Origin of the sequence: Myxococcus dinghuensis (genome assembly GCF_024198235.1) — a bacterium.
Lineage (GTDB): Bacteria > Myxococcota > Myxococcia > Myxococcales > Myxococcaceae > Myxococcus > Myxococcus dinghuensis.
Genome location: NZ_JAKCFB010000025.1, coordinates 32,050 through 53,043 on the forward strand (window position 1 = coordinate 32,050; position 20,994 = coordinate 53,043).

General features: G+C 72.5%; 21 protein-coding genes. 9 read left to right on the forward strand and 12 right to left on the reverse strand.

The annotated features are described in order from the left end of the window. Positions 1-95 precede the first annotated feature (95 nt). Entirely contained in the window at positions 96-1,133 is a 1,038-nt protein-coding gene (locus LZ198_RS27870) for a UDP-3-O-(3-hydroxymyristoyl) glucosamine N-acyltransferase (RefSeq protein ID WP_253975117.1), read from the reverse strand. Positions 1,134-1,452: 319 nt separating this feature from the next. On the opposite strand from LZ198_RS27870, the gene LZ198_RS27875 reads away from it, so the two are divergent. The 3 genes from LZ198_RS27875 (at position 1,453) to LZ198_RS27885 (ending at position 5,023) form a co-directional block, all read left to right on the forward strand. Then, positions 1,453-2,895, forward strand: a complete 1,443-nt coding sequence (locus tag LZ198_RS27875; protein WP_253975118.1) for an MATE family efflux transporter — start codon at positions 1,453-1,455, stop codon at positions 2,893-2,895. 119 nt (positions 2,896-3,014) lie between these two features. Beyond that, positions 3,015-3,608: a hypothetical protein gene (locus tag LZ198_RS27880; RefSeq protein ID WP_253975119.1), complete on the forward strand. Its 594-nt coding sequence runs from the start codon at positions 3,015-3,017 to the stop codon at positions 3,606-3,608. A gap of 95 nt (positions 3,609-3,703) precedes the next feature. Beyond that, positions 3,704-5,023 (forward strand): metal-dependent hydrolase family protein, encoded by a 1,320-nt coding sequence (locus LZ198_RS27885; protein ID WP_253975120.1) that lies wholly within the window; start codon positions 3,704-3,706, stop codon positions 5,021-5,023. Positions 5,024-5,035: 12 nt separating this feature from the next. Here LZ198_RS27885 and LZ198_RS27890 read toward each other — a convergent pair whose 3' ends face one another. Next, the gene (locus LZ198_RS27890) at positions 5,036-5,326 is read right to left on the reverse strand and encodes a hypothetical protein (RefSeq protein WP_253975121.1); all 291 of its coding nucleotides are present in this window, start codon (positions 5,324-5,326) and stop codon (positions 5,036-5,038) included. A 317-nt stretch (positions 5,327-5,643) separates the two neighbouring features. Here LZ198_RS27890 and LZ198_RS27895 point away from each other — a divergent pair, with 317 nt between their 5' ends. Continuing rightward, on the forward strand, positions 5,644-6,090 hold the full coding sequence (locus LZ198_RS27895) for a hypothetical protein (RefSeq protein ID WP_253975122.1): 447 nt from the start codon (positions 5,644-5,646) through the stop codon (positions 6,088-6,090). 16 nt (positions 6,091-6,106) lie between these two features. On the opposite strand, the gene LZ198_RS27900 is transcribed toward LZ198_RS27895, so the two are convergent. The 5 genes from LZ198_RS27900 to LZ198_RS27920 all read right to left on the reverse strand — a co-directional run bounded on the left by LZ198_RS27900 (position 6,107) and on the right by LZ198_RS27920 (position 10,826). Continuing rightward, complete coding sequence (locus tag LZ198_RS27900; protein WP_253975123.1) at positions 6,107-6,520, reverse strand: hypothetical protein; 414 nt, start codon at positions 6,518-6,520, stop codon at positions 6,107-6,109. A gap of 108 nt (positions 6,521-6,628) precedes the next feature. After that, complete coding sequence (locus tag LZ198_RS27905) at positions 6,629-7,660, reverse strand: ABC transporter ATP-binding protein (RefSeq protein WP_253975124.1); 1,032 nt, start codon at positions 7,658-7,660, stop codon at positions 6,629-6,631. Further along, positions 7,660-9,324, reverse strand: a complete 1,665-nt coding sequence (locus LZ198_RS27910; protein ID WP_253975125.1) for an ABC transporter permease — start codon at positions 9,322-9,324, stop codon at positions 7,660-7,662. The genes LZ198_RS27905 and LZ198_RS27910 overlap by 1 nt, the downstream gene beginning before the upstream one ends. Further along, on the reverse strand, positions 9,321-10,367 hold the full coding sequence (locus LZ198_RS27915; RefSeq protein ID WP_253975126.1) for an ABC transporter substrate-binding protein: 1,047 nt from the start codon (positions 10,365-10,367) through the stop codon (positions 9,321-9,323). The genes LZ198_RS27910 and LZ198_RS27915 overlap by 4 nt, the downstream gene beginning before the upstream one ends. Positions 10,368-10,427: 60 nt before the next feature. Further along, complete coding sequence (locus LZ198_RS27920) at positions 10,428-10,826, reverse strand: nuclear transport factor 2 family protein (protein ID WP_253975127.1); 399 nt, start codon at positions 10,824-10,826, stop codon at positions 10,428-10,430. A gap of 68 nt (positions 10,827-10,894) precedes the next feature. On the opposite strand from LZ198_RS27920, the gene LZ198_RS27925 reads away from it, so the two are divergent. Next, positions 10,895-11,389 carry a MarR family winged helix-turn-helix transcriptional regulator gene (locus LZ198_RS27925; protein WP_253975128.1) on the forward strand — a complete coding sequence of 165 codons (495 nt, stop codon included), beginning with the start codon at positions 10,895-10,897 and terminating at the stop codon, positions 11,387-11,389. Between the two features lie 82 nt (positions 11,390-11,471). Here the strand turns inward: LZ198_RS27925 and LZ198_RS27930 are convergent, their stop codons facing one another. After that, complete coding sequence (locus LZ198_RS27930; RefSeq protein WP_253975129.1) at positions 11,472-12,767, reverse strand: SO2930 family diheme c-type cytochrome; 1,296 nt, start codon at positions 12,765-12,767, stop codon at positions 11,472-11,474. 12 nt (positions 12,768-12,779) lie between these two features. Then, positions 12,780-14,336 (reverse strand): parallel beta-helix domain-containing protein, encoded by a 1,557-nt coding sequence (locus LZ198_RS27935; protein WP_253975130.1) that lies wholly within the window; start codon positions 14,334-14,336, stop codon positions 12,780-12,782. Between the two features lie 215 nt (positions 14,337-14,551). Here LZ198_RS27935 and LZ198_RS27940 point away from each other — a divergent pair, with 215 nt between their 5' ends. The 4 genes from LZ198_RS27940 (at position 14,552) to LZ198_RS27955 (ending at position 18,821) form a co-directional block, all read left to right on the forward strand. Next, positions 14,552-15,472, forward strand: a complete 921-nt coding sequence (locus LZ198_RS27940; protein ID WP_253975131.1) for a heme-dependent oxidative N-demethylase family protein — start codon at positions 14,552-14,554, stop codon at positions 15,470-15,472. A 161-nt stretch (positions 15,473-15,633) separates the two neighbouring features. Beyond that, positions 15,634-16,410, forward strand: a complete 777-nt coding sequence (locus LZ198_RS27945; RefSeq protein WP_253975132.1) for an FKBP-type peptidyl-prolyl cis-trans isomerase — start codon at positions 15,634-15,636, stop codon at positions 16,408-16,410. Between the two features lie 103 nt (positions 16,411-16,513). Next, positions 16,514-17,344, forward strand: coding sequence for a dienelactone hydrolase family protein (locus tag LZ198_RS27950; RefSeq protein WP_253975133.1), 831 nt, complete (start codon positions 16,514-16,516; stop codon positions 17,342-17,344). A gap of 139 nt (positions 17,345-17,483) precedes the next feature. Further along, a complete protein-coding gene (locus LZ198_RS27955) occupies positions 17,484-18,821 on the forward strand; it encodes an alpha/beta fold hydrolase (RefSeq protein WP_253975134.1) in 1,338 nt (445 codons plus the stop codon). On the opposite strand, the gene LZ198_RS27960 is transcribed toward LZ198_RS27955, so the two are convergent. From LZ198_RS27960 to LZ198_RS27970, 3 genes are all read right to left on the reverse strand, one after another. Further along, positions 18,822-19,382, reverse strand: coding sequence for a CAP domain-containing protein (locus tag LZ198_RS27960; protein WP_407667475.1), 561 nt, complete (start codon positions 19,380-19,382; stop codon positions 18,822-18,824). A gap of 37 nt (positions 19,383-19,419) precedes the next feature. Then, positions 19,420-20,205 carry a CAP domain-containing protein gene (locus LZ198_RS27965; protein ID WP_253975136.1) on the reverse strand — a complete coding sequence of 262 codons (786 nt, stop codon included), beginning with the start codon at positions 20,203-20,205 and terminating at the stop codon, positions 19,420-19,422. Positions 20,206-20,291: 86 nt separating this feature from the next. Then, on the reverse strand, positions 20,292-20,987 hold the full coding sequence (locus LZ198_RS27970) for a CAP domain-containing protein (protein ID WP_407667474.1): 696 nt from the start codon (positions 20,985-20,987) through the stop codon (positions 20,292-20,294). Between the last annotated feature and the right edge of the window lie 7 nt (positions 20,988-20,994).

Consider the following 20,994-nt stretch of genomic DNA (forward strand, 5'->3'; position numbering starts at 1 on the left):
GTTGAACCAGCACCCGGGGGCCTTCGTGGCCGCCCGGGTGCTGTCTTTTCCGGGGCAGGGACCAGGGCGGGAGCGGCCCTGCGTCCAGGCGCGGGTCAGCTCACGCGCCGCAGCTCGAGCAGGTCCTCGGCGCGCAGCGCCCAGCGGGGCGCCGCGGGAAGCTGGGCGAGCGAGCCGGTCTGCACCGCCGGGAAGCCGTCGATCTGCGCGCCGTCCGGGAAGCTGGCGCCCTGCTTCACCAGGCTGCCGGCGCCGATGACGCAGCCCCGGCCCACGCGGCTGCCGTCGCAGAGCGTGGCGCCCGGCTCCACCACCGTGCCCGCGCCGATGACGCAGCCGCCCACCATGCACCCCGGCCCGATGATGACGCCGTCCTCCAGCGTCAGCGTGCCGCCGGGCGACAGGTGCAGCACCGTGTTGGCGTGGATGCGCACCCCCGTGCCGATGCGCAGCGGCAGGTGCGACTCGCCGACGATCTTCACCCCCGGGCCGATGATGCACTGGGGGCCGATGACCACGTCACCCGTCACCTCGCACGACGAGAACAGCGTCGCGGACGGGTGGACGAGCGGGTGGCGGTCTCGGAAGGAGTAGAGCTGTCCCATGGGGGCATCCTCGGCGCGGTCTCTGGCGGAGAAGGAGGTGAGGGGTTGCTCCGGCAGCGAGAGGGTGCCGGAGCGCGAGGAGCGCAGCCGCTCCAGGTCCCCGGTGTCCACGCGACGGATGACGCGAGCGGGCCGGCCCGCGAGGATGGAGTCGGCGAGCACCACCATGCCGGCGGGCACGAGCGTGCCCTCCGCGACGAGGCAGCGCTCGCCCAGGCGCACGCCCGGCATGAGGATGGCGCCCGAGCCCACCTCGCACAGGTTGCCCACCTCCGCGCCGAGCACCAGGCTCCGTGCGCCGAACGCGGCCTTCTCACCCACCATGACGGGCTGGTGTGGAGAGCCCATGAGGGTGGCGTTCTCGCGGACGGCCGAGCCCGCACCCAGGCGGACGGCGCCCTGGAGGCCGCAGACGACGGCCCCCTGACTGATGGAGACGCCGGGACCCAGGAACAACTGGCCCAGCACACGCGCGCTGCTGGCCAGACGGAAATGCGCGGTGTCCGGGTTCGGGGTCAGCCGGCTCACCGCACGGGAAGGACTCATCACCATGCGGACGCGCAACCTATACCGGATGCTCCGGCGTCAGGACGGCCCGGCGGCGCCGCCCGCTGTTCTCGTCAGGACGGGCCACCCCCGGGGGCTGCGTCCGCGGTGCGGCGGGACGTCCGTAAGTCGTGACTGGACTGCCACGCGGGGCGAGCGCCGTCCGCAGGGCCCGCCCGCCTTGCCGCCGAGCGGGCGGCGCCACCCGCGAGGTCAGGAGGTCCGGAGGCGGAGCGTCCCTGGACGCCGCCGCGCCTTCCTGCCAGAAGGGCCCGGGTGTAGGGCGGCTGGGAGGCTCGCAATGTCGGACTCATCCATGGCGGGGACGCAGCCCCCGTCGAGTGGAGAGGGCGTGTCGTCGGAGGGGTTCTGGGCGTCGCTGAAGGAGGCGCTCCACGGCACGGAGCGGGACCTGACGGGACTGCCGGTGCGGCGGGCCATCTTCCTGCTCGCCGTCCCCATGGTGCTGGAGATGGTGATGGAGTCCATCTTCGCCGTGGTGGACGTCTTCTTCGTCGGCCGGCTCGGCGCGGACGCGGTGGCGACGGTGGGCCTCACCGAATCGCTGCTCACCATCATCTACGCGGGCGCGGCGGGGCTGAGCATCGGCGCCACCGCGCTGGTGGCGCGTCGCGTCGGGGAGAAGGACCCGGAGCGCGCGGCGCGCACGGCGGTCCAGGCCATCGGCCTGGGCATGTTGGTCGCGGTGCCCCTGGGGTTGGGCGGCGTGTTCCTCGCCCGGCCGCTGATGTCGATGATGGGCGCCTCGCCGTGGGTGCTGGAGCACGGCATCGGCTACACGCAGGTGATGCTCGGGGGCGTGGGCAGCGTGGTGCTGCTGTTCCTCATCAACGCCATCTTCCGGGGCGCGGGCGACGCGGCCATCGCCATGCGGGTGTTGTGGCTGGCCAACGCCCTGAACATCATCCTGGCCCCGCTGCTCATCTTCGGCGTGGGGCCGTTCCCGGAGCTGGGCGTCATGGGCGCCGCGGTGGCCACGACCACCTGCCGGGGCTTGGGGGTGCTGTACCAGCTCTACCTGCTGTCGCGGGGCAAGGGCCGGCTGCGCGTGCGGCGCGAGCACCTGCGCCTGGAGCCCGGGACGATGCTGGCGATGCTCCGCCTGTCCGGCGCGGGCACCCTCCAGTCGCTGGTGAGCACGACGAGCTGGGTGGTGCTGTCGCGCATCGTCGCCACCTTCGGCAGCACGGCGGTGGCGGGCTACACCATCGCCATGCGCATCGTGCTCTTCGCGCTCCTGCCGTCCTGGGGGCTGGCGAGCGCGGCGGCCACCATGGTGGGGCAGAGCCTGGGGGCGAAGCAGCCGGAGCGGGGCGAGCGCGCGGTGTGGACCGCGGGGCACATCAACGCCGTCTTCCTGGGGACCGTGGGGGTGTTGTTCTTCCTCTTCCCCTCGCCGCTGGTGGGCGCGTTCTCCGACGACGCGGTGGTGGTGGACCACGCGGCGCACGCCCTGCGCATCATCAGCGTCAGCTTCCTCTTCTACGCCTACGGCATGGTGCTGACGCAGTCCTTCAACGGCGCGGGGGACACCACCACGCCCACGCTCATCAACGTCTTCTGCGCCTGGGTGCTGGAGATGCCGCTGGCGTGGGCGCTGTCGGGGCCGCTGGGCCTGGGCCCCTCGGGCGTGTTCCTCTCCCTGACGGTGTCGTTCTCCGTGCTGACCCTCATCTCGATGGTCCTCTTCCGCCGCGGGGCCTGGAAGCTGCGGCAGGTGTAGCGCGCCCGGTCGCCCTGGCGCCCCTGTGCGCCAGGCGACATGGCACGTGGCGTGCGCGGGCCCCGGGTTGGCGGGGCCGCGGGGCGTTCCTACTCCTCCCTGGCATCGGGAGGGTTCGCATGCTCCGCACGTCATCCGCGTCGGGCGCCAGGTGGCTGCCCGCGTGCTTGCTCCTCGTCGGCTGCGGCTCCTCGCTGGGGATGCCGGACGAGGCGGCCGTCTGCGAGGGCTTCTCGTGCAGCGCCGGCACCTGCTTCTCCAACGCGGGGCAGCCCATGTGCCGCTGCGGACCGTGGGAGGCCGCGGCGGGCGTGTCCTGCAAGGTGGCGCGCTACACGGTGGCGGACGACCACGGCGGCTCGCCGGCGCTGGCCACGCCGCTGGCGCTCGACGCGCCCTTCCAGGACGCGCGCATCAACTCCGAGCCGCAGGGCACCGAGGACTTCGACCTGTTCCGCTTCGACGACGCCCGGCCGGGACACGCCTATTCCTTCCACTGCGAGGGCCTGACGCTGCCCTTCTGCGACGTGCGGCTGCTCGCCTCGACGGGGCGCCCGGTGACGGACCTGATGCAGTACGGCCGGGAGGGCATGTGGCTCTTCAGGCCGGACCGTCCGGGCGTCTGGTTCATCGAGGTCACCGGCGCGGGGGCCGTGGGGACGTATCGCTTCACGCTGCGAGACCTGGGGCCGGACACGTCCGCCCGGCCGTGAGGCCCGGTCCGGGTCGCTCCGCGCGTGCGCGGGGAGTCCCTCTGCCGGGGTGGGTGGCTTGACTCGCGCTCGGCGGGCGCGCGGCAATGCGCGTCATGCGAAACCTCGTCCTCGGCTGCTCCCTCCTCGTGGGCCTGTCCGCATCGGCGGCGGCGCCAGCGGAGTCCTATGTCCTCAAGGCCGCGCGCCTGTTCGACGCGAAGGCGGGGCGGCTCGTCAGCCCGGGCGTGGTGGTGGTGACGGGCGGCAAGGTGGCGGCGGTGGGCGCGGGGGCGAAGGCGCCGGAGGGCGCGCGCGTGGTGGAGCTGGGGGACGCCACGCTCCTGCCTGGCTTCATGGACGCGCACACGCACCTGACGGGCGAGGCGGGGGACGACTGGCGCCAGGACCTCATCGATTCGTTCCAGCACACCATCCCGGAGCAGACGTTGGAGGCGCTGCCGCGCGCGCGGGTGACGCTGATGGCGGGCTTCACCACGGTGCGCAACCTGGGGGCGGAGGACTTCATCGACGTGGGGCTGCGCAACGCCATCCGTCGCGGGCTGGCGGTGGGGCCGCGCATCATCACCGCCACCGCGGGGCTGGGGAGCACGGGTGGGCACTGCGACGCGGGCAACTCCTGGCGCAAGGGGCTCCTGGCGGACGAGACGGGCGCGGGCGTGGCGGATGGCCCGGAGGCGCTGCGGGCCAAGGTGCGTGAGAGCGTGAAGTACGGCGCGGACCTCATCAAGGTCTGCGCCACCGGCGGCGTGCTCAGCATGAACGCGGACGTGGACTCACCCCAACTGACCCAGGCGGAGCTGGACGCCATCGTCGACGAGGCGCACGCGCGCAAGCGCAAGGTGGCCGCCCACGCGCACGGCGCGGAGGGGGCGAAGCGGGCCATCCGCGCGGGGGTGGACTCCATCGAGCACGGCTCGTTCCTGGACGACGAGGCGCTCGACCTGATGAAGCGCAAGGGCACCTGGTTCGTGCCCACGTGCATGGCGTTCCAGGGCGTGAAGGAGCGCGCGGACAAGGGCCAGTTGCCCGAGGACAACATCCGCAAGGTGCGCGCGGTGGAGGAGGCGCGCCGTCAGGCCCTGCGCAAGGCCCTGGCGCGCGGCGTGCGCATCGCCTTCGGCACGGACGCGGGGGTCTTCGCGCATGGTCGCAACGCGGGGGAGTTCGCGCTCCTGGTGGAGGCGGGCCTGTCGCCGGTGGAGGCCCTGCGGGCGGCGACGGTGAACACGGCGGAGCTGCTCGGTGTGTCCGCCACCCTGGGCACGCTGGAGCCCGGGAAGGTGGCGGACGTGGTGGCCGTGCCGGGGGACCCGCTCCAGGACATCCGCAAGACGGAGGCCGTCTTCTTCGTGATGAAGGAGGGCGTCATCCACCGCCACGACGCGGGCGCCACGCCCACCGTGGCGCGCTGAGGACCTCGCGGACTACTCGAGGGCGTCGAGCGACATCCGCCGCGCGGGCGCCGTGCCCGCGTGGCCACCGCTGTGCGTGGTGCGGCGCACGGCCGTGCCATCCGTCTTGGGCGCGCCGGAGCGGACGTCGCGGCGGCGGTAGCGCTGCTCGGCCTCTTCAGGACCCGCGACGGGGGTGGGCAGGGATGCCGAGTCGGACGAGGACTCGTCGAACGAACGCTCCGCGGACGGGGTCGCGGACGAGGTCGTCGCGCAACCCGTGGCGATGAGCAGCAGACATGGCATCCAGAGGACCGCACGCATTTCCGTACTCCCAGGGCCTCCCAGTGGGGAGCGGCCCATGGACGCAACGGTAACGTCGTGGTCTGACAGGTCCTGTCCAGCGCGGCTGGAAGGCCCGTCGCGCCGGTTGGATGGTTGGCGCGGAGGGGTGAGGCGCGCCGGGGCCTCGCCCCTGCCTGGAGGGTGGCGCGGTGTCGGGTGCCCACCGCGTGCGGGCGTGTGACCTTCACGTAGCGGACGACGCCAGGTGCCGCGCCGGTTCCGCCGGAGGGCGTGGCGCTATGGGGAGCACGCGCATGTCGCGCCGCTCATCAGGGCATTGCACGAGAGGGACGCACGTGGACCTCACCCCCATCCGACTCATGTTGTGGGCTCCCGGCCTGCTGTTGGCCACCCCCGCCGCCGCAGGACCGTGGTTCCCCTGCGGTAGCTTCTCCGACCTGAACCTCACGAAGAACTGCCAGCTCGACCGGTACCCCGTCACGCATTTCGAGTACGCCATCCAGTACAACAGCGCGGAGCCGCTCCCGGTGGTGTGCACGACGTGGAACTACGGGTTCCGCATCTACAACAAGCTGCCCATCGTGGTGGAGTCGGACAATCCGCAGGGGGTGATGCGGTGGGGCGGCGCCATCTTCTACACGGCGACCACGGCCTCGGATGACGACACCTGCGGCGTGGGCACGTGGCGCCACAAGTATTGGCGGCTGGACCAGAACAACACGGTGACGACGGCCTGGACCAACGGCTGTCTCAACCTCCCGCTCCTCTGTCGCGAGCGGTAGGGCCTCGCGAGAGGGCTCAGGGGCAATAGGGGCAGGAAGGCATGCCCGGGTTGTCCGACTCGAACTGGGCGTAGACGCGGCAGTTGTCGTCGCGCTTCGCCGGCTGGCCCTGGCAGCCATAGGTGTAGGCCGCCTGGCAGAAGCTGGAGGACTGCGGGTCCGCCGTCGGCCCGGAGTAGGGCGTGTTGCACGCGCCCGAGCTCCCGCCGCATTGCTTCACGCTGTCCGCCAGCTCCGAATACGAGCACGTGCTCTGCTCTCCGTAGGCGGAGCACGAGCTGTCCGTCGGGCACCACTTGCAGGCGTTGGCGACGTACTCGCTCGCGCACGCCGAGCAGGTGGACGCCTGGGCGCAGACATCGTCCTCGCTGCAGGCCGACAGAGCCCATGGCAACACGAGCAACACGAGCAATGAGGCGAAGCGGGCCACGGGGACTCCGGAGTCGGGGGGACCGGAATCGTTTCCCGAGTCAGGCTCCCCCCGCAATGAGTCGAAAGCAATCCAGGGCCGCGGATGCTCTGATAGCGAGAAAGACAATCAACCCCGGTGAAACAGGCGTGCCTTCCTGAGCTGGACGTGGAGTATCTGGCTGGCGCGGGCCTCGCGCGGTGGGCCCACCACGCGCAGCAGGGTGCCGTCGACGGGGAAGCGGTACTCGGCGGCGTGGCCGAGGAACAGGCGCGCGGAGAGGGGCAGCGGGGTGCCGTGCTCGCCCAGGTCGAGGTCCTCGGGGCGCACCACCAGGGTGGAGGGCCCGTCGCTGGCGCGGCACTCCGGGGGCAGGGGGAAGCGGGTGCCCCCGGGCGTCAGGAAGGCGCCGTCGCGCACCTCGCCCTCCAACACGTTCGCTCCGCCGACGAAGCCCGCGACGAAGGGCGTGGCGGGCTCGTGGTACAGCACCTCGGGCGTGTCCACCTGCTCGATGACGCCCCGGTTGAGCACGGCGATGCGGTCCGACAGCGCGAGCGCCTCGCCCTGGTCGTGGGTGACGAAGACCATGGTGGTGCCCAGCCGGGCGCGCAGCGCCGCGATTTCGGCGCGCAGCTCCTCGCGCAGCGCCGCGTCCAGGTTGGACAGGGGCTCGTCGAGCAGCAGCACGCGCGGCCCGGCCACCAGCGCGCGCGCCAGCGCCACGCGCTGGAGCTGGCCTCCGGACAGCTCGTGGGGCCTGCGACTCGCCAGCCCCTCCAGCCGCACCCACCGCAGCGCCTCGCGCACGCGCGTGGCCACCTCCGCCTTCGGCAGGCGGCGCAGCGTCAGCGGGTACGCGACGTTCTGCTCCACCGTGCGGTGCGGCCACACGGCGTAGCTCTGGAACACCATGCCCAGGCCGCGCTTCTCGGGCGGCACGCGCACGCCCGGCCCGGCCACCGTCTCCCCGCCGATGCGGATGACGCCCGCGTCCGGGTGCTCCAGGCCCGCGAGCATGCGCAGCGTCGTCGTCTTGCCGCAGCCGGAGGGGCCCAGCAGCGAGACGAGCTCGCCCTCGCGCACGTCCAGGCTCAGCCCGCGCACCACCTGCGTGGCGCCGTAGGACTTGAACAGCCCCTCCAGGGAGATTGCCGCCATCACCGCGCCTCCGCCGCGCGCCGCCCCAGCAGCGCGAGCACCCCCTGTCCCACCGCCACGAGCGCGACGAACGCGCACGCCAGCACCGCCGCCGCCGCCGGGTCCGCGTAGCTCTGGAGGTCGAAGAGCAGCTTGCCCAGCACCTCCGAGCCCGCCGGGACCAGCAGGACGGACATGGTGATCTCCGTCGCGCACGCCAGGAAGGTCAGCACGAAGGCCGCCAGCAGCGCGGGCCGCAAGAGGGGCAGCGTCGCGTCCCGGAAGGCCCGCGTGGGCCCCGCGCCGCTCACCCGCGCCGCCTCCGCCAACGACGGGTCGAGCTGCGCCAGCGCCTCCGCGCCGTTGCGCGTGCCCAGCGCCAGGTACTTCCCCGCGTACGCCACGAGCAGCAGCCACGGCGTATGCGCCAGCGCGAGCACGAACGCCACCCGCTCCAGGAGGATGAAGCGCCAGTCGCGGGAGAAGGCCACGAGCAGCGCCAGGGCCAGCACCGTGCCCGGCACCGCGTAGGGCCACACCGCCAGCGCCTCCACGCCCGCGCCCAGGCGGCGGAAGGCCCGCTGGAGCAGCGCCGCCCCGAGCCCCAGCGCGCACACCAGCGCCCCGGCCCCCGTCGCCAGGAGCAGGCTCAGGCCCGTGGCCCGCAGCGTGCGCGGCGCCCACAGCACCCCGGACCAGTGCGCCAGCGTCAGTTCCCCCCACGCCAGCCGCGCGCCGAAGCCGCGCTGGAGCGACGTGAGCACCAGCGCCCCCAGGGGCAGCAGCACCAACACCGCGCAGCCCAGGGCCACGGCCGCGCCCGCGACCGCGCGCCCTCGACCCAGCGCGAACGGGCGCGAGGCCAGGCCCTTGCCCGCGCTCAACCGCACCCGCCCGGAGCGCCCCAGGGCCCATGTCGCCAGCAGCGCCACCGGCGTGAGCAGGAGGAGCCCGAGCGCCAACGCGGACGCGCGCCCCAGCCCCTCGTCGGCGCGCAGCACCAGCTCGTAGATGCGCGTGGTCAGCACCCGCGTGGGCGGCGACGCGGACACGCCCAGCAGGTAGGGCACGCCGAACGAGGACGCCGCCATCAGGAACACCATCACCGCGCCGGACGACAGGGAGGGCAGCGCCAGCGGCAGCGTCGTCGTCAGCAGCGCCCGCGCCGGCGAGGCGCCACACACGCGCGCGGCCTCCTCCAACGCCGGGTCCACGCGCCGCATCGCCGCGCCTCCCGCCAGCAGCACCAGCGGCAGTCCGGACACGCCCTCCACGAAGGCGATGCCCACCGGGCCGTGGATGTCGAGCGTCCCCTCGCCCAGCAGCCGGTTGAGGTAGCCCGCGCGGGGGCTCGCCAACGACAGCCAGCCCATCCCCCAGATGAAGGCGGGGATGGCCGACGGCAGGGTGAAGAGCACCGCGTACGCGCCGCGCAGCGGCAGGTCCGTGCGGAACAGCAGCAGCGCCAGGGGCGCGCCCAACACGAGCGCCAGCGCCGCCGCGCCGGTGGAGATGGCGAGCGTGTTGACGAGCGCGCCCGTCTCCGCCGCGAGCCCCTCCAGCGCCCCGGCCGCGCCCAGGCCCCGGGCCAGCAGGAAGACGACGGGGCCCACCGCGAAGACGACGAGCGGCGCGAGCCACGCGGCCAGCCCCACCCAGCGCAGCGGTGTCGCGGGGGCGCTCATCTCGAGAACGCCCGGCTGAAGGCTTCCTTGAGCGCGCCGCCTCGCGCCAGGCCCTGCTCCACCAGCGCGGGGGTCCACGGCTGCGCGCGCTGGAGCAGCGTCTCCACGCCGGGCTCGTCGCGGGGCCCCGCGAGCCGGGGGTCCACCGCGTGCATGTCGCCCTTCTCGACGATGAGGCGCTGGCCCTCGGGGGACAGCAGCACGTCCACCACCGCCTTCGCCGCGACGGGGTTGGGGGTCGACTTGAAGAGGGCCACCGGTCCGGGGATGGTGACGGCGCCGTCCGTGGGCCAGACGACCTGGAGATGGCTGCCCTTCGCGCGCGCGGTGAGCGCGTTCTCCAGGAGCAGCACCCCCGCGTCCGCCTCGCCGCTCTCCACCTTCTGGAGCACCGCCGCGTTGCCCCCCGCCACGATGGCGCCCCGCTCGCGCAGGCCGGTGAAGTAGGCGTCGCCGTAGCGCGCCTGGCAGAACACCGCCCAGGTGAAGGCCGTGCCCGAGGTGAGCGGGTCCCCGATGGCCACCCGCCCCTTCCAGCTCCCATCCACCAGCGCCGCGAAGGACGTGGGCGGCGGCGGCGAGTCCTCGCGGTGCACGAGCACCATGGTCGACACGCGGATGGCCGCGTAGCGCGCGTCCAGGTCCAGCAGCGAGCGTGGCACGCGCAGCACGTGTGGTGACGCGTAGGGCAGGAAGTCCCCCGCGCGGGCGAGCCGCTCGATGAAGAACGGGTCGGACGCGGCGAGGAGGTCCGCGCGCACGGCGCCCGCGGCGCGCTCCGCGTCCAGGCGGCTGGCCACCTTCTCGCTCCCCGCCTGATACCAGCGCACCGTCACGCCCGGCAGCCGCTGCTTCAGCAACGGCTCCAGCGCGTCCAGCACGTGCTGGTACATGGACGTGTAGACCCAGACCTCGCCGGATGGCGTGCCCTCGTGCGTGGCGACCACGTCCGAGGACGGCGCCGCGGACTCGATGCGGCACGAGGCGAGCACGACGAGCGCGAGGGCGAGGCCGGCACCCCGGACCAGGGCAGGGAAGGGCATGCGCCCCGGATTATGCGGCATGCGCGGGGAAAGTCTCCGTCCACGCACGCGGGCGGCGGCTCAGAACGGCGCGTAGCAGTCGTGGTTGCGCTGCGACACGATGCGCCCGTCCCGGAACGTGAGGAACATCCCGATGGCCGCGCGCATCGTCGCCCCGGCCGGCAGCGTCCGGACCGGGAGGGCCAGCGTGCCCGTCCACTCCACCTCCAGCGCCACGTCGTCCCCCTGGGCGAGGCTGCCGCGGACCTCGTAGCGCTGGGCGGCGAGCAGCGCCTTGCCCCGCTCCGAGTCCACCAGCATCTGCGCCAGCCCCCGCGTCTGTCCCTCCCGGTACAGCGCGTTGGGGTGCTCGCGCTGCACCACGTCCGGATGGAAGAAGGGCGCCAGCTCCGCGCCCGTCCTCCCCGCCTCCAGGGCCTGGAGGTAGCGCAGCGCCGTCTCGAGGTTCATCGTGGACATGCGGTGTCTCCCGGTCGAATCCACAACCCATGTTGCACAACCAGGGTTGTGGATGCAAGACAGGGGGAATGGCGCGTCGGGTGGAAGACGGGGCGGTGCGGCTGGAGTCCCTGGACCTGGGGCACCTGGCCCTGTTCGTCGGACAGCGGCTGAACGAGCAGGTCCTGGAGGCGCTGCACGCCGCGGGCTTCGCGGGGCTGCGGCAGTCCCACGGGTACGTGTTCCAGCACCTCCTGGAGGGCCCGCGCTCCATCAGCGAGCTGGCGGGGCTCCTGGAGGTGACGCAGCAGGCGGCGTCGAAGAGCGTCGCGGAGCTGGAGGCGCTGGGCTACGTGGAGAAGACGGAGTCCGGGGACGCGCGCGTGCGGCACGTGGCGCTGTCCCCGCGGGGCCGCGCGTGCGTGGAGAAGTCCCGCGCGCTGCGGACCGCGCTCCACAAGCGCTTCGAGCGCCAGCACGGGGCCCAGGCGGTGGAGTCCACCCGGCGGCTGCTGGCGCGGGTGCTGACGTCGCTCGGCGGGGCGGAGGCGGTGACGCGCCGGCGCGTGCGCGCGCCCCGCTGAGGTCCACCCCGGAAAAGACGACGCCCCCGTGTGCCGGTCGCTGGCACACGGGGGCATCTGGAAGACCTCTCGCCGGGCCGCCCTACTTGCAGGCGCGCGGCGGCATGGCGTCGATCCAATCGGAGATGAGCTGCGAGCCCTCGTCATGGCGCAGGGCGCGGCCAATCTCCGGCATCATCTTCCCCGACTCCTCGGTGTTCAGCCGGTACCAGAGGATGGACGTGGCGTGGTCGCCGGGGACGATGTCGAACTCGCCTCCCACGCCGCTGCCGGCCGAGCCCGGGCGCTTGCACACGCCGTTGGAGAACTCGTCCGTCGTCTTGATGTCCAGGAACAACCGGCTGGTGATGCCCGGCTGCGCCTTCGGGTTGTGGCAATGCGCGCAGTTGATGTCCAGGTACGTGCGCGCCCGCTGGTCCAGGCTCGCCGCGCTCGAATCGAAGGCGTTCGGCGCGTGGGGAATCAGGTCCGCCGCGGGCAGGCCCGTCAGCTTCCCCAGGTCCGCCAGGTGCTGGAGCTGGTTCTTCGCCTGCCCGCCGTAGGCGTGCTCCCGGTTGAGGTACCGGGCCTTCACGCCGATGGGCAGCAGGTGCTGGTTCTCGTTCGCGTCCACCACGTGGTGGCACTTCTGGCACTGGTTCCGGCTGGGCACCAGGTAGTCGAACGTCTCCGTCTCACCCTGCGCGTTGATGACCTGGTAGTTCTTGAAGACCTTGCCACCGGCCACCTTGTCCGCGTCCGTCAGCGACTCGTTCCACAGGTAGGAGACGGCCTCCCAGCCCTCCTCCCGCCGCAGCAGCACGCGCGTCTCGATGGGGCGCACGTCCTTGTCCGGCTCCCGCAGGTCCGGGGGGAAGGAGAACGTCTTGGTGATGTACGTGCCCACGGGCAGGTCCAGCACGTCGGTCTCCGCGTACGCCGCCGTCTTGCCCGCCGGAATCGCCAGCGTGCGCGACTTGAGCGCGTAGTCGGAGAACAACGGCGTGGTCAGCTCGTAGGGGAGGTTGCCCTCCACCGGCTGGAAGTTGCCCTCGGCGGGGCTGCCCGTGAACAGCTTCAGGTCCGACAGCTTGTTGGGCAGGGCGGTGGAAGCATCCGGCGTGCCGGAGTCAGGCCCCGTGCTCTCCCCGCCGTCCGGAACCTGCGGGCCACCGTCACCTGCGTCACCGGCATCTCCCGCGTCGCCGGCGTCACCCGCGTCGCCGGCATCGCCTCCGTCCGGGCGCCCCGCGTCCGGACCCGCGTCCGTCGCGGCGTCACCCGCGTCCGGCACGTTGGCCCCGGGCGGGTCCTCGTCGTCACCGGAACAGGCGGCCATCACCGCGGCGAGCACCACCGCGGCGAGGCCCAGGTGTTTCATGTACGGCGTGCGCTTCATCGACACGTCGCCTCAGGGCTGCGGCAGCGACAGCGCCGGGGTGAAGCCCGCGCAGTTGAACGGCGCCTCGCCCTGCTTGAAGCGGCGCGTCTCCCCGAAGGCCGCCGCCACGTTCTGCGGCCCCGCCTGGAGGTGGGTGGCCACGTTGGCCAGGTCGAAGTCCACCACCGCCGCCACGTTCGGCTCCGGGAGCGTGTTGCCGGTGAAGCACAGGTTCAGCTTGTTGTGCGACGTGGTCTCCGCGGCGGCGGGCGGCAGCGGGTCCATGCCGTCCCACAGCACGTGCTCCACGTGCTCGATTTCGGCGGCCACGCGGGCGTACTGGTAGACGCCGCCCACCAGCGCGCCCAGCGGGCGGCGCTGCGGGTCCGTGTTGCCGTTGTCCACCGCGATGCCGCTCTCACCCTGGAAGGTGTTGCCGTGGATGTACACGTCCGCCGAGGCGAAGTTGAAGAAGCCCGCGGACCACAGCGCCACGTCGTCCTCGATGGCCAGGCCGCTGAGCACCGCGATGTCCACCGTGTTGTTCTTGCCCCACGTGTTGCCCGTGAACTCCACGCGGCGCGACGCCAGGATGAACGTGCCCGTGCCCGCCGGCACCTGCGACACGGTGCTGCTGCTCGCCGTCACCGACGCGAAGTTCGGCCGGTTGTTGCCGGTGATGATGTTGTCGACGATGAGGATGTCCGTGCCCTTGATGGGATTGCCCGGCAGGTCGAACACCACCAGGCCCGTGGTGTTGTCCGTCGCCGTGTTGCCCTCCACGTAGGCGTACTTCGTGTTCTCGATTTCGATGCCCGCCACGTTCTTCTTGGCGATGTTGCGCCGCACGATGGCGTAGCGCGTCTGGCCCACGTAGATGCCGGCGTCCGCGGCGTTGTACGCCTCCGAGTCCTCGATGACGACGTAGCGCGACTTCACCGGGTAGATGCCGTACTTGCCGTTGCTCTCGGTGTTCTCCAGCGCCCACTCCGTGCGGATGCGCTGGATGTAGACGTTGGCGGAGTTCTCCACGCGCAGCGCGTCCTTCTGCGCGTTCCACAGCGCCACGTCGCGCACCGTGAACAGCTTGCCCACCACGTCCAGGCCGTTGGTGTTGGCCGTGGCGTTGGAGAAGTCGAGCACCGTGCTGGCGCTGCCACCCGTGGCCTCGCCCTGCGCGCCGCGGCCCGCGCCGGAGATGGTGATGCCGTCCTGGCGGATGGTCACCGCGTTGTCGAAGTGGAACGTCCCCGCGCCCAGCTTGATGCTCGTGCAGGGGGCCAGGTCGTTGACCGCGTTCTGCAGGTCCTGCTCCTGGCCCGGGCTGAAGGTCAGCGTCGCCTGCGGCTTGCCCTCGCAGGAGAACTCCGTGACCCAGGTGCCTGCGTCGCTGCCGCCGTCCGGCTCCGGCTCACCGCCGTCCGGTCCCGCGTCGGAGCCACCGTCCGTCCCCGCGTCCGGGCGCGGACCGGCGTCCGGGATGTTGGGCGTCTCCTCGTCGTCGTCCGAGCACGCGGGGAGGGCCAAGAGTCCCACCAGGGTGATGAGCATGGCGCGTGACATGCGCGAAAGCGGCAGACGGTTCATCAGGGTGCCTCCTGCGAAAGGGCGGCGCCTCTTCGGCTCACGGACGAGGACGGGTGGCTTCGAGACGCTGCGACGGATGCGCGAATCCTCGTTCCCGGACGCCCCGACCTCAAGCGTATGGTGAGGAATTCGCCACGCCCACGCGCCGTGACGCGCTGCGGTGTGCTGTCTCACGGAAGAAAATACACGCACCCTCCCGTCAGGAGTCCGTCGACGTGCTGCCCTACTTCCCCTTCGAGCAGGACTCCTATGCGATGGCACTCGGAGTGCGCGCGCTGCGTCCCGGTGAAACACTCATCGAGGTCGATGTGCCGCATTACCTGGACGAGCTGGCGCAGAAGGACGCGCTCCTGCGCGAGGACCCCCGCGCGCGCTTCCAGGCGCTGCCCGGCTCCGAACCGCTCCAGTGGGAGGTGGCGCGCGCGCTGCTGCGCCGCATGGCCGCGGAGTCCCCCGCGCACTTCTCCCTGGAGGAGGACGGCGCGCGCTGGTGCTTCGGCAACCGGTTGACTGGTGTACGTGGGGTGCTGACGCCAGGCGACGCGGACAGCCTGCCCCTGGCGCCGCTGGATTGGGTGGGGCGACAGGTGCAGGAGGACCTGCTGGTCCTGGATGGCACACGTGAGGGGTTTCCACTGGTCGCGGGCCAGCTGTGCTTCCCCTCCGGCTGGTGCCTGGACGACAAGATGGGGCGGCCGCTGCTCGCCGTCCACGCGCCCGTGCCCCGCTTCGCGGAACAGGTGGGGGCCTCCACGCTGAAGCTGTTGGACGGCCTCAAGCCGGGGCGCCCCGTCACCCGCTGCAACTGGGCCATCACCGTCACCCCGCGGCTGTGCATGGAGCCCCGCTACCGCGCCGAGTGGCGCCACCTCTTCGAGGGCATCACCCCCGACGACGCCGGAGCGCGCTGCCTCCTGCGCCTGGAGCGCCAGACGCTCAGCCGCTTCCCGGAGACGGGCGCCGTCCTGTTCACCATCCACACCTATGTCGCCCCCGTCGCGGGGGAGGTCCCCACCCCCGGACACCGCCAGCGCCTCGCCCGCGTGCTGCGCACCGTCCCGGAGGACATGAGCGACTACAAACGCCTGGGGCCGCTGCGTGAACCCCTCCTCGCCTGGCTGGAGCGGGAGGGGTAGAGAAATCTCCTACCTCACTGGAAGTCCAATGCCAGTCAGCGCCAGGTGTGGCGCGGCCCGAGAGGCTGGCCGGCGATTTCTGTAGTAAGTCGCCCACCGGTACCGACTGTCAGGCGGCGGGAGCGGTAGGCCGCCGCCGCAAGCCAAGGAAGGTCAAACACATGCGGAAGCTTTGTCTGATTGCGATGCTGGCGCTGGCGGGATGCCAGCCCCAGGGGCAGAAGGAAGGCGCGGGCACGAGCACCACGGCGACGACGTCCGCCGCCGCCGCGAATCCCCAGACCGAGGACCAGAAGACGCTGTACGCGCTCGGCCTGTCCATCGGCAAGAGCGTGAGCGTGTTCGACATGACGCCGGAGGAGCTCGAGTACGTGAAGGCGGGCCTCACCGCGCAGGTCAAGGGCGAGAAGCCCGCGGTGGAGCTGGAGACGTACGGGCCGAAGCTGCAGGAGCTGGCGCGCACGCGCAGCACCCGCCGCGCGGAGGCGGAGAAGGAGAAGTCCAAGAAGTTCCTCGAGGAGGCCGCCAAGGAGCCCGGCGCGGTGAAGACCGAGTCCGGCCTGGTCTACAAGGACATCACCCCCGGTACCGGTGACTCCCCCAAGGCCACGGACATCGTGAAGGTTCACTACAAGGGCACGCTGCCCAACGGCACGGAGTTCGACAGCTCCTACAAGCGCGGCGAGCCCACGCAGTTCCCGCTCCAGGGCGTCATCAAGTGCTGGACCGAGGGCGTCCAGAAGATGAAGGTCGGCGGCAAGGCCAAGCTGGTGTGCCCGTCCGACATCGCCTACGGCGACCGTGGCGCGCCCCCGAACATCCCGGGTGGCTCGGCGCTGGTGTTCGAGGTGGAGCTGCTGGAGATCGTCAAGCCGCCCGAGGCTCCTCCCGCGGCGACGCCTCCCGCGGCGCAGCCCTCCGCGGCGCAGAAGAAGTAGTCGCTCCTCCCGGCTCCTGGATGGAGCGGGGCACCCGAGGGCTGGCGAGGGGAATCCCCTCCCAGCCCTCGTCGTTTTTCACGGCGTCCGGAAGGCAAGGTCCATGCACCGTCACCTGCTGCTCGTGGGGCTGTTGTTGCTCGTGGGAGGCTGCACCCGGGGCCGGCCCCGCGAGGTGTCTCGCGCGCCGTCCGTCACGGGCGCCGTCTCCGAGGACGAGTTCAAGGCGCTGCACACCCTCAACCCCCAGGCCCCGCCGCCCGCGCGAGGCGAGGAGGTGGAGGTCGCCGGGACGAAGGCCTACCTGAGCCTGCCGGAGGACGCGAGGGCGCCCCTGCCCGCGGTCATCGTCATCCACGAGTGGTGGGGCCTCAACGCGCACATCCGCCACTGGGCGGACCGGCTCGCGGCCAACGGCTACGCGGCCCTGGCGGTGGACCTGTACGGCGGCAAGGTGGCCACCACGCGGGACGAGGCGCTCGCGCTGCTGAAGCGCGTGGACCCGGAGCGCGCCACCCAGGTGCTGAAGGCCGCGAACGCCTTCCTGCGGGAGGACGCGCGCGTGAAGGCGCCGCGCACCGCGAGCCTGGGGTGGTGCTTCGGCGGGGGCTGGTCGCTGCGCGCCGGCATGGCGATTCCGGAGCTGGACGCGGTGGTCATGTACTACGGCAACCCGGTGACGGACCCGGAGGCGCTGGCGTCCATCCGCGCGCCGGTGCTCGCCATCTTCGGCACGCGCGACGCGTCGATTCCGCCGGAGACGGTGCGCGCGTTCCGCCAGGCGCTCGACGACGCGGGCGTGCGCCACCGCATCGTCGAGCTGGACGCGGAGCACGCCTTCGCCAACCCCTCCGGCGAGCGCTACGACGCGGGCGCGGCGGCCATGGCCTGGGCGGAGACGGCGCTGTTCCTGGAGCACCACCTGCGGCGCTGAGCGGGGGCTTGCGCCGGGAAGTGTCGTCGACCCACGCTCGGGATGTCTCGCGGTCCACACCGGCCCGCGCCCGTGGGCGACGGCATTGCCCTCGGGGCCGGGGTCGGCTTGAAGAGACAGCACATCTTCGGGAGGTCTGGTGTCCAGGCTTGGTGCGTGCGTCGCCCTGGGGTTGGGGCTGTGGTGCGTGGGGAGCGTGAGCGGCGCGGCGGAGCCGGACGCGGGGGACGTGGCCGTCATGGACGACGCGCCGCCCTTCTCCGGGACGTGGCTGCGGCCGGACGGTGGCCTCGTTCGCGTGGGACGGGACGGGTCGGGCGCCTTCCTCATGGACTTCGCCTCGCGCCGGCGCTGGAGCCTGGAGTCGCGCGGTGACGGGCTCTGGGGGCTGGACGGCAGCCGCCCCCCGGCTTTCGTGCGCTGGAGTCCGGCGCCCGGCGCACCGTCGCGGCCCGTGCTCACGGGGCTGGGCGCCGCGCCGCTCGAGCTGGCGTCCCACCCGGCGCGCACCGAGGACGTCACCTTCCGACAAGGGGACGTCACCCTCTCCGGCACGCTCTGGCTGCCGCCGGGGGCGCCGCCGCGCAACGCGGTGGTGCTGCTGCACGAGGCGGGGCTGGGCGCGCGCGAGGCGCTGGAGCCGTACCCGGCGTTCCTCGTCCACCAGGGGCTCGCGGTGCTGACGTTCGACGCGCGCGGCACCGGGCGCTCCACCGGGGATGGACGGCCGTGGGTGTCGGGCGTGCGCGAGCTGGCGGACGACGCGCTCGCGGCGGTGAAGCTGCTGCGCGCGCGGCTGACGCCCGGTGGCGGCGTGGGGTTGATGGGCTTCGGTCAGGGCGCGTGGGTGGCGGTGAACGCGGCGGCGCGCGCGCCCGGGGACGTGGGCTTCCTCGTGCTGGTGGGCGGCGGCGGCGGACCGGTGTGGAAGCAGGAGCAGCACCGCATGCGCAACGAGGGCCGCCGCCGGGGGCTCACCGGGCCGGAGCTGGTGGACCTGACGGACTTCCTCGACGGGCTCTACGACGCGCGCCTGTACGCGCCGGAGGGGGAGGCGCGCGCGTTGAAGGCGCTGTCGTTCCAGCTCCAGCGGGCCAAGCGCAAGCGCTGGTACGCGGTGACGGCGCTGCCGCCGTTCAAGGGCCTGCCCGTGGAGCGCTTCCTGGAGGTCCACCGGCAGGTGTGGCGCAACGTGCTGGCCTACGACACCGCGGAGGACCTGGGCCGCGTGCGGGGGCCGGTGCTGGCGCTGCTGGGCGAGCGCGACGAGGTGACGCCGGCGCATCAGGTGGCCCGGGCGCTCAACCAGGGCCTGCGCCTGCGCCCCGACGCGCCCGGGCGGGCGCTGGTGAAGGTGATTGCCGGCGCGGACCACTACCTGGCGGAGCCGTCCACCCCGGCGCGCTCCGGCGTGGAGACGGTGGCGGCGGACGCGCTCACCACCCTGTCCGCGTGGCTGCACGCGCTGGAGCGCTAGCTAGTAGGGCTTCTGGCCCACGTAGTTGCCCGGGGGCGCGTAGTTGCAGACCCAGAACTGCCAGGTGGGGAAGCGCGCGCCGAAGGGCGAGTGGGTGGTGCACGTCTGGGTCGCGCAGCCCACGCGCTTCGTGTCGCGCCACACCACCTGCGTGTAGTGGCCGCACTGCTCGCCGTCCGCGCAGCGGTTGGTGGCGTAGTCGTAGTCCTTCGCCTCGCTGCTCCAACCCTGCACCACGCCCTGGGTGGTGAGGCTGTCCGGGGTGGCGGCGGTGATGTTCTCGCCGTGGTTGCCCCGGTCGGAGTTGTGCTCGAAGACGCACTTCGCCGCGTGGGCCCTCGCCACCGCCGCCGCCTTCGTGTCCCAGGTGAGCGGCTCCAGCGCGGGGCTGGGGGTGGGCGTCGCGCTCGCGCGCGTGGCGTTGTGGGCCTCGAGCATGTCCTGGATGAACTCGGGCGGCGTGTCTTCGTTCGTCTCGTCGTCGGAGCCACAGCCGGCGACGACGGACAACGGGGCGAGCAGCCCGAGCGCGACCAGGGAACGGAGGGAGGGGCGGGGCAGGGCGGACGTCATGGCGCGGGAGTGCATCGTTGCTCGTTCAGTAGGGCTTCTGGCCCACGTAGTTGCCCGGGGGTGCGTAGTTGCAGACCCAGAACTGCCAGGTGGGGAAGCGCGAGCCGAAGGGCGAGTTGACGGTGCACGTCTGCGTCGCGCAGCCCAGCCGCTTCGTGTTGCGCCACACCACCTGCGTGTAGTGGCCGCACTGCTTGTCCTTGGCGCACGTGTTGGCGGCGTAGTCGTAGTCCGCCACCTCGTCGCTCCAGCCCTGCACGACGCCGCGCGTGTCGGCGGCGCCCGGCGTCGCCGCGTAGATGTTCTCGCCGAGGTTGCCCCGGTTGCCGTTGTGCTCGAAGACGCACTTCGCCGCGTGGGCCTGGGCCACGGCCTCCGCGGAGGTGTCCCAGGTGAGGGGCTCCAACGCCGGGCTGGGCGTGGGCTTCGCGCTCGCGCGCGTGGCGTTGTGCCCCGCGAGCATGTCCAGGGCGAACTGCGACAGCGTGCCCGAGTCCGGCGTGCCCGAGTCCGACGTCCCGCTGCCCGAATCCGGCGTGCCCGAGTCCGACGTCCCGCTGCCCGAATCCGGCGTGCCCGAGTCCGTCGAGCCCGAGCCCGAGTCCGGGGTCCCACTGCCCGAATCCGGAGTCCCGGTGCCCGAGTCGGACCCGCCCGCGTCCGGGGTCCCCGAGTCGGACGTGCCCGAGTCGGACGCGTCGGGAGCGCCGCCATCGGGCGGGTTGTCGTCGTCATCCGAGCCGCAGCTGGTGGCGAGCCAGGGGACGAGGAGACCGATGGCGAGCAGGTGTCGGATGGAAGGGCGGGACATGGCGCGATTATGCCGCCGCGCGTCCCTCCTGGAAGTGGCACGCACGCGCGCCGCGCCCCGCGCGGGGCCTTGGCGCGTCTTCCGGCTCAGTACGGCCGCTGTCCGACGAAATTTCCGGGCGGTGTGTAGTTGCAGACCCAGAATTGCCAGACGGGGAACTCGTCGCCGAACGGTGAGTTCTTCTTGCACGTCACGGCGGCGCAGCCGACGGCCGTGGTGTTGCGCCAGACGACCTGCGTGTAGTGCCCGCACACCTTGCCCTTCTTGCAGGTGTTGCGCGCGAAGTCGTAGTCGGCGGACTCGTCCGCCCAGCTCTTCACCACCTGCGCGGTGCTCCACATGTCCGGCGTGGCGGCGGCCAGGTTCTCGCCGAAGTCACCGCGGTTGGGGTTGTGCTCGAACTGGCACTCCTTCGCCCAGGAGGCGGCCTTGCGGGCGGCGTCGGCGGACCAGCCCATCACCGGCAGCGCGGGCTTGGGCGCGGGCTGGGCCCGGGCGCGGGCCTCGTTGTGCGCGTCCACCATGTCGTGCGCGAAGTCGCGGCCAGCGGACTGCGGGGGGCGCGACTCCTGCTGCGCGGTCCGGGCCTGCGGCTTCTCGCGCGCCACGACCGGCGCCTTGGTTCGCGCGGGCTGCGGGGCCGGCGTCGTCCTGCGCGCGCTCGTCTTCTTCGCCGGGATGCAGGCGAGCAGGAGTGCGAGCAGGACGAGGGGGAGCCGGTGGAGCGTGCCGCGGAACAGACCCATGCCCGCGATGATGCGCCACAACGTCCCCCCGTGCATCGAGGTC

What these genes read in the sequence shown, in the direction of transcription:
- LZ198_RS27935 (WP_253975130.1), bottom strand. Translation starts at nt 14,336, where the DNA reads ATGAACCGTCTGCCGCTTTCGCGCATGTCACGCGCCATGCTCATCACC.
- LZ198_RS27905 (WP_253975124.1), bottom strand. Translation starts at nt 7,660, where the DNA reads ATGGCGGCAATCTCCCTGGAGGGGCTGTTCAAGTCCTACGGCGCCACG.
- LZ198_RS27890 (WP_253975121.1), bottom strand. Translation starts at nt 5,326, where the DNA reads ATGCGTGCGGTCCTCTGGATGCCATGTCTGCTGCTCATCGCCACGGGT.
- LZ198_RS27970 (WP_407667474.1), bottom strand. Translation starts at nt 20,987, where the DNA reads ATGCACGGGGGGACGTTGTGGCGCATCATCGCGGGCATGGGTCTGTTC.
- LZ198_RS27880 (WP_253975119.1), top strand. Translation starts at nt 3,015, where the DNA reads ATGCTCCGCACGTCATCCGCGTCGGGCGCCAGGTGGCTGCCCGCGTGC.
- LZ198_RS27925 (WP_253975128.1), top strand. Translation starts at nt 10,895, where the DNA reads ATGGCGCGTCGGGTGGAAGACGGGGCGGTGCGGCTGGAGTCCCTGGAC.
- LZ198_RS27885 (WP_253975120.1), top strand. Translation starts at nt 3,704, where the DNA reads ATGCGAAACCTCGTCCTCGGCTGCTCCCTCCTCGTGGGCCTGTCCGCA.
- LZ198_RS27965 (WP_253975136.1), bottom strand. Translation starts at nt 20,205, where the DNA reads ATGTCCCGCCCTTCCATCCGACACCTGCTCGCCATCGGTCTCCTCGTC.
- LZ198_RS27950 (WP_253975133.1), top strand. Translation starts at nt 16,514, where the DNA reads ATGCACCGTCACCTGCTGCTCGTGGGGCTGTTGTTGCTCGTGGGAGGC.
- LZ198_RS27920 (WP_253975127.1), bottom strand. Translation starts at nt 10,826, where the DNA reads ATGTCCACGATGAACCTCGAGACGGCGCTGCGCTACCTCCAGGCCCTG.
- LZ198_RS27945 (WP_253975132.1), top strand. Translation starts at nt 15,634, where the DNA reads ATGCGGAAGCTTTGTCTGATTGCGATGCTGGCGCTGGCGGGATGCCAG.
- LZ198_RS27915 (WP_253975126.1), bottom strand. Translation starts at nt 10,367, where the DNA reads ATGCCCTTCCCTGCCCTGGTCCGGGGTGCCGGCCTCGCCCTCGCGCTC.
- LZ198_RS27930 (WP_253975129.1), bottom strand. Translation starts at nt 12,767, where the DNA reads ATGAAGCGCACGCCGTACATGAAACACCTGGGCCTCGCCGCGGTGGTG.
- LZ198_RS27875 (WP_253975118.1), top strand. Translation starts at nt 1,453, where the DNA reads ATGTCGGACTCATCCATGGCGGGGACGCAGCCCCCGTCGAGTGGAGAG.
- LZ198_RS27910 (WP_253975125.1), bottom strand. Translation starts at nt 9,324, where the DNA reads ATGAGCGCCCCCGCGACACCGCTGCGCTGGGTGGGGCTGGCCGCGTGG.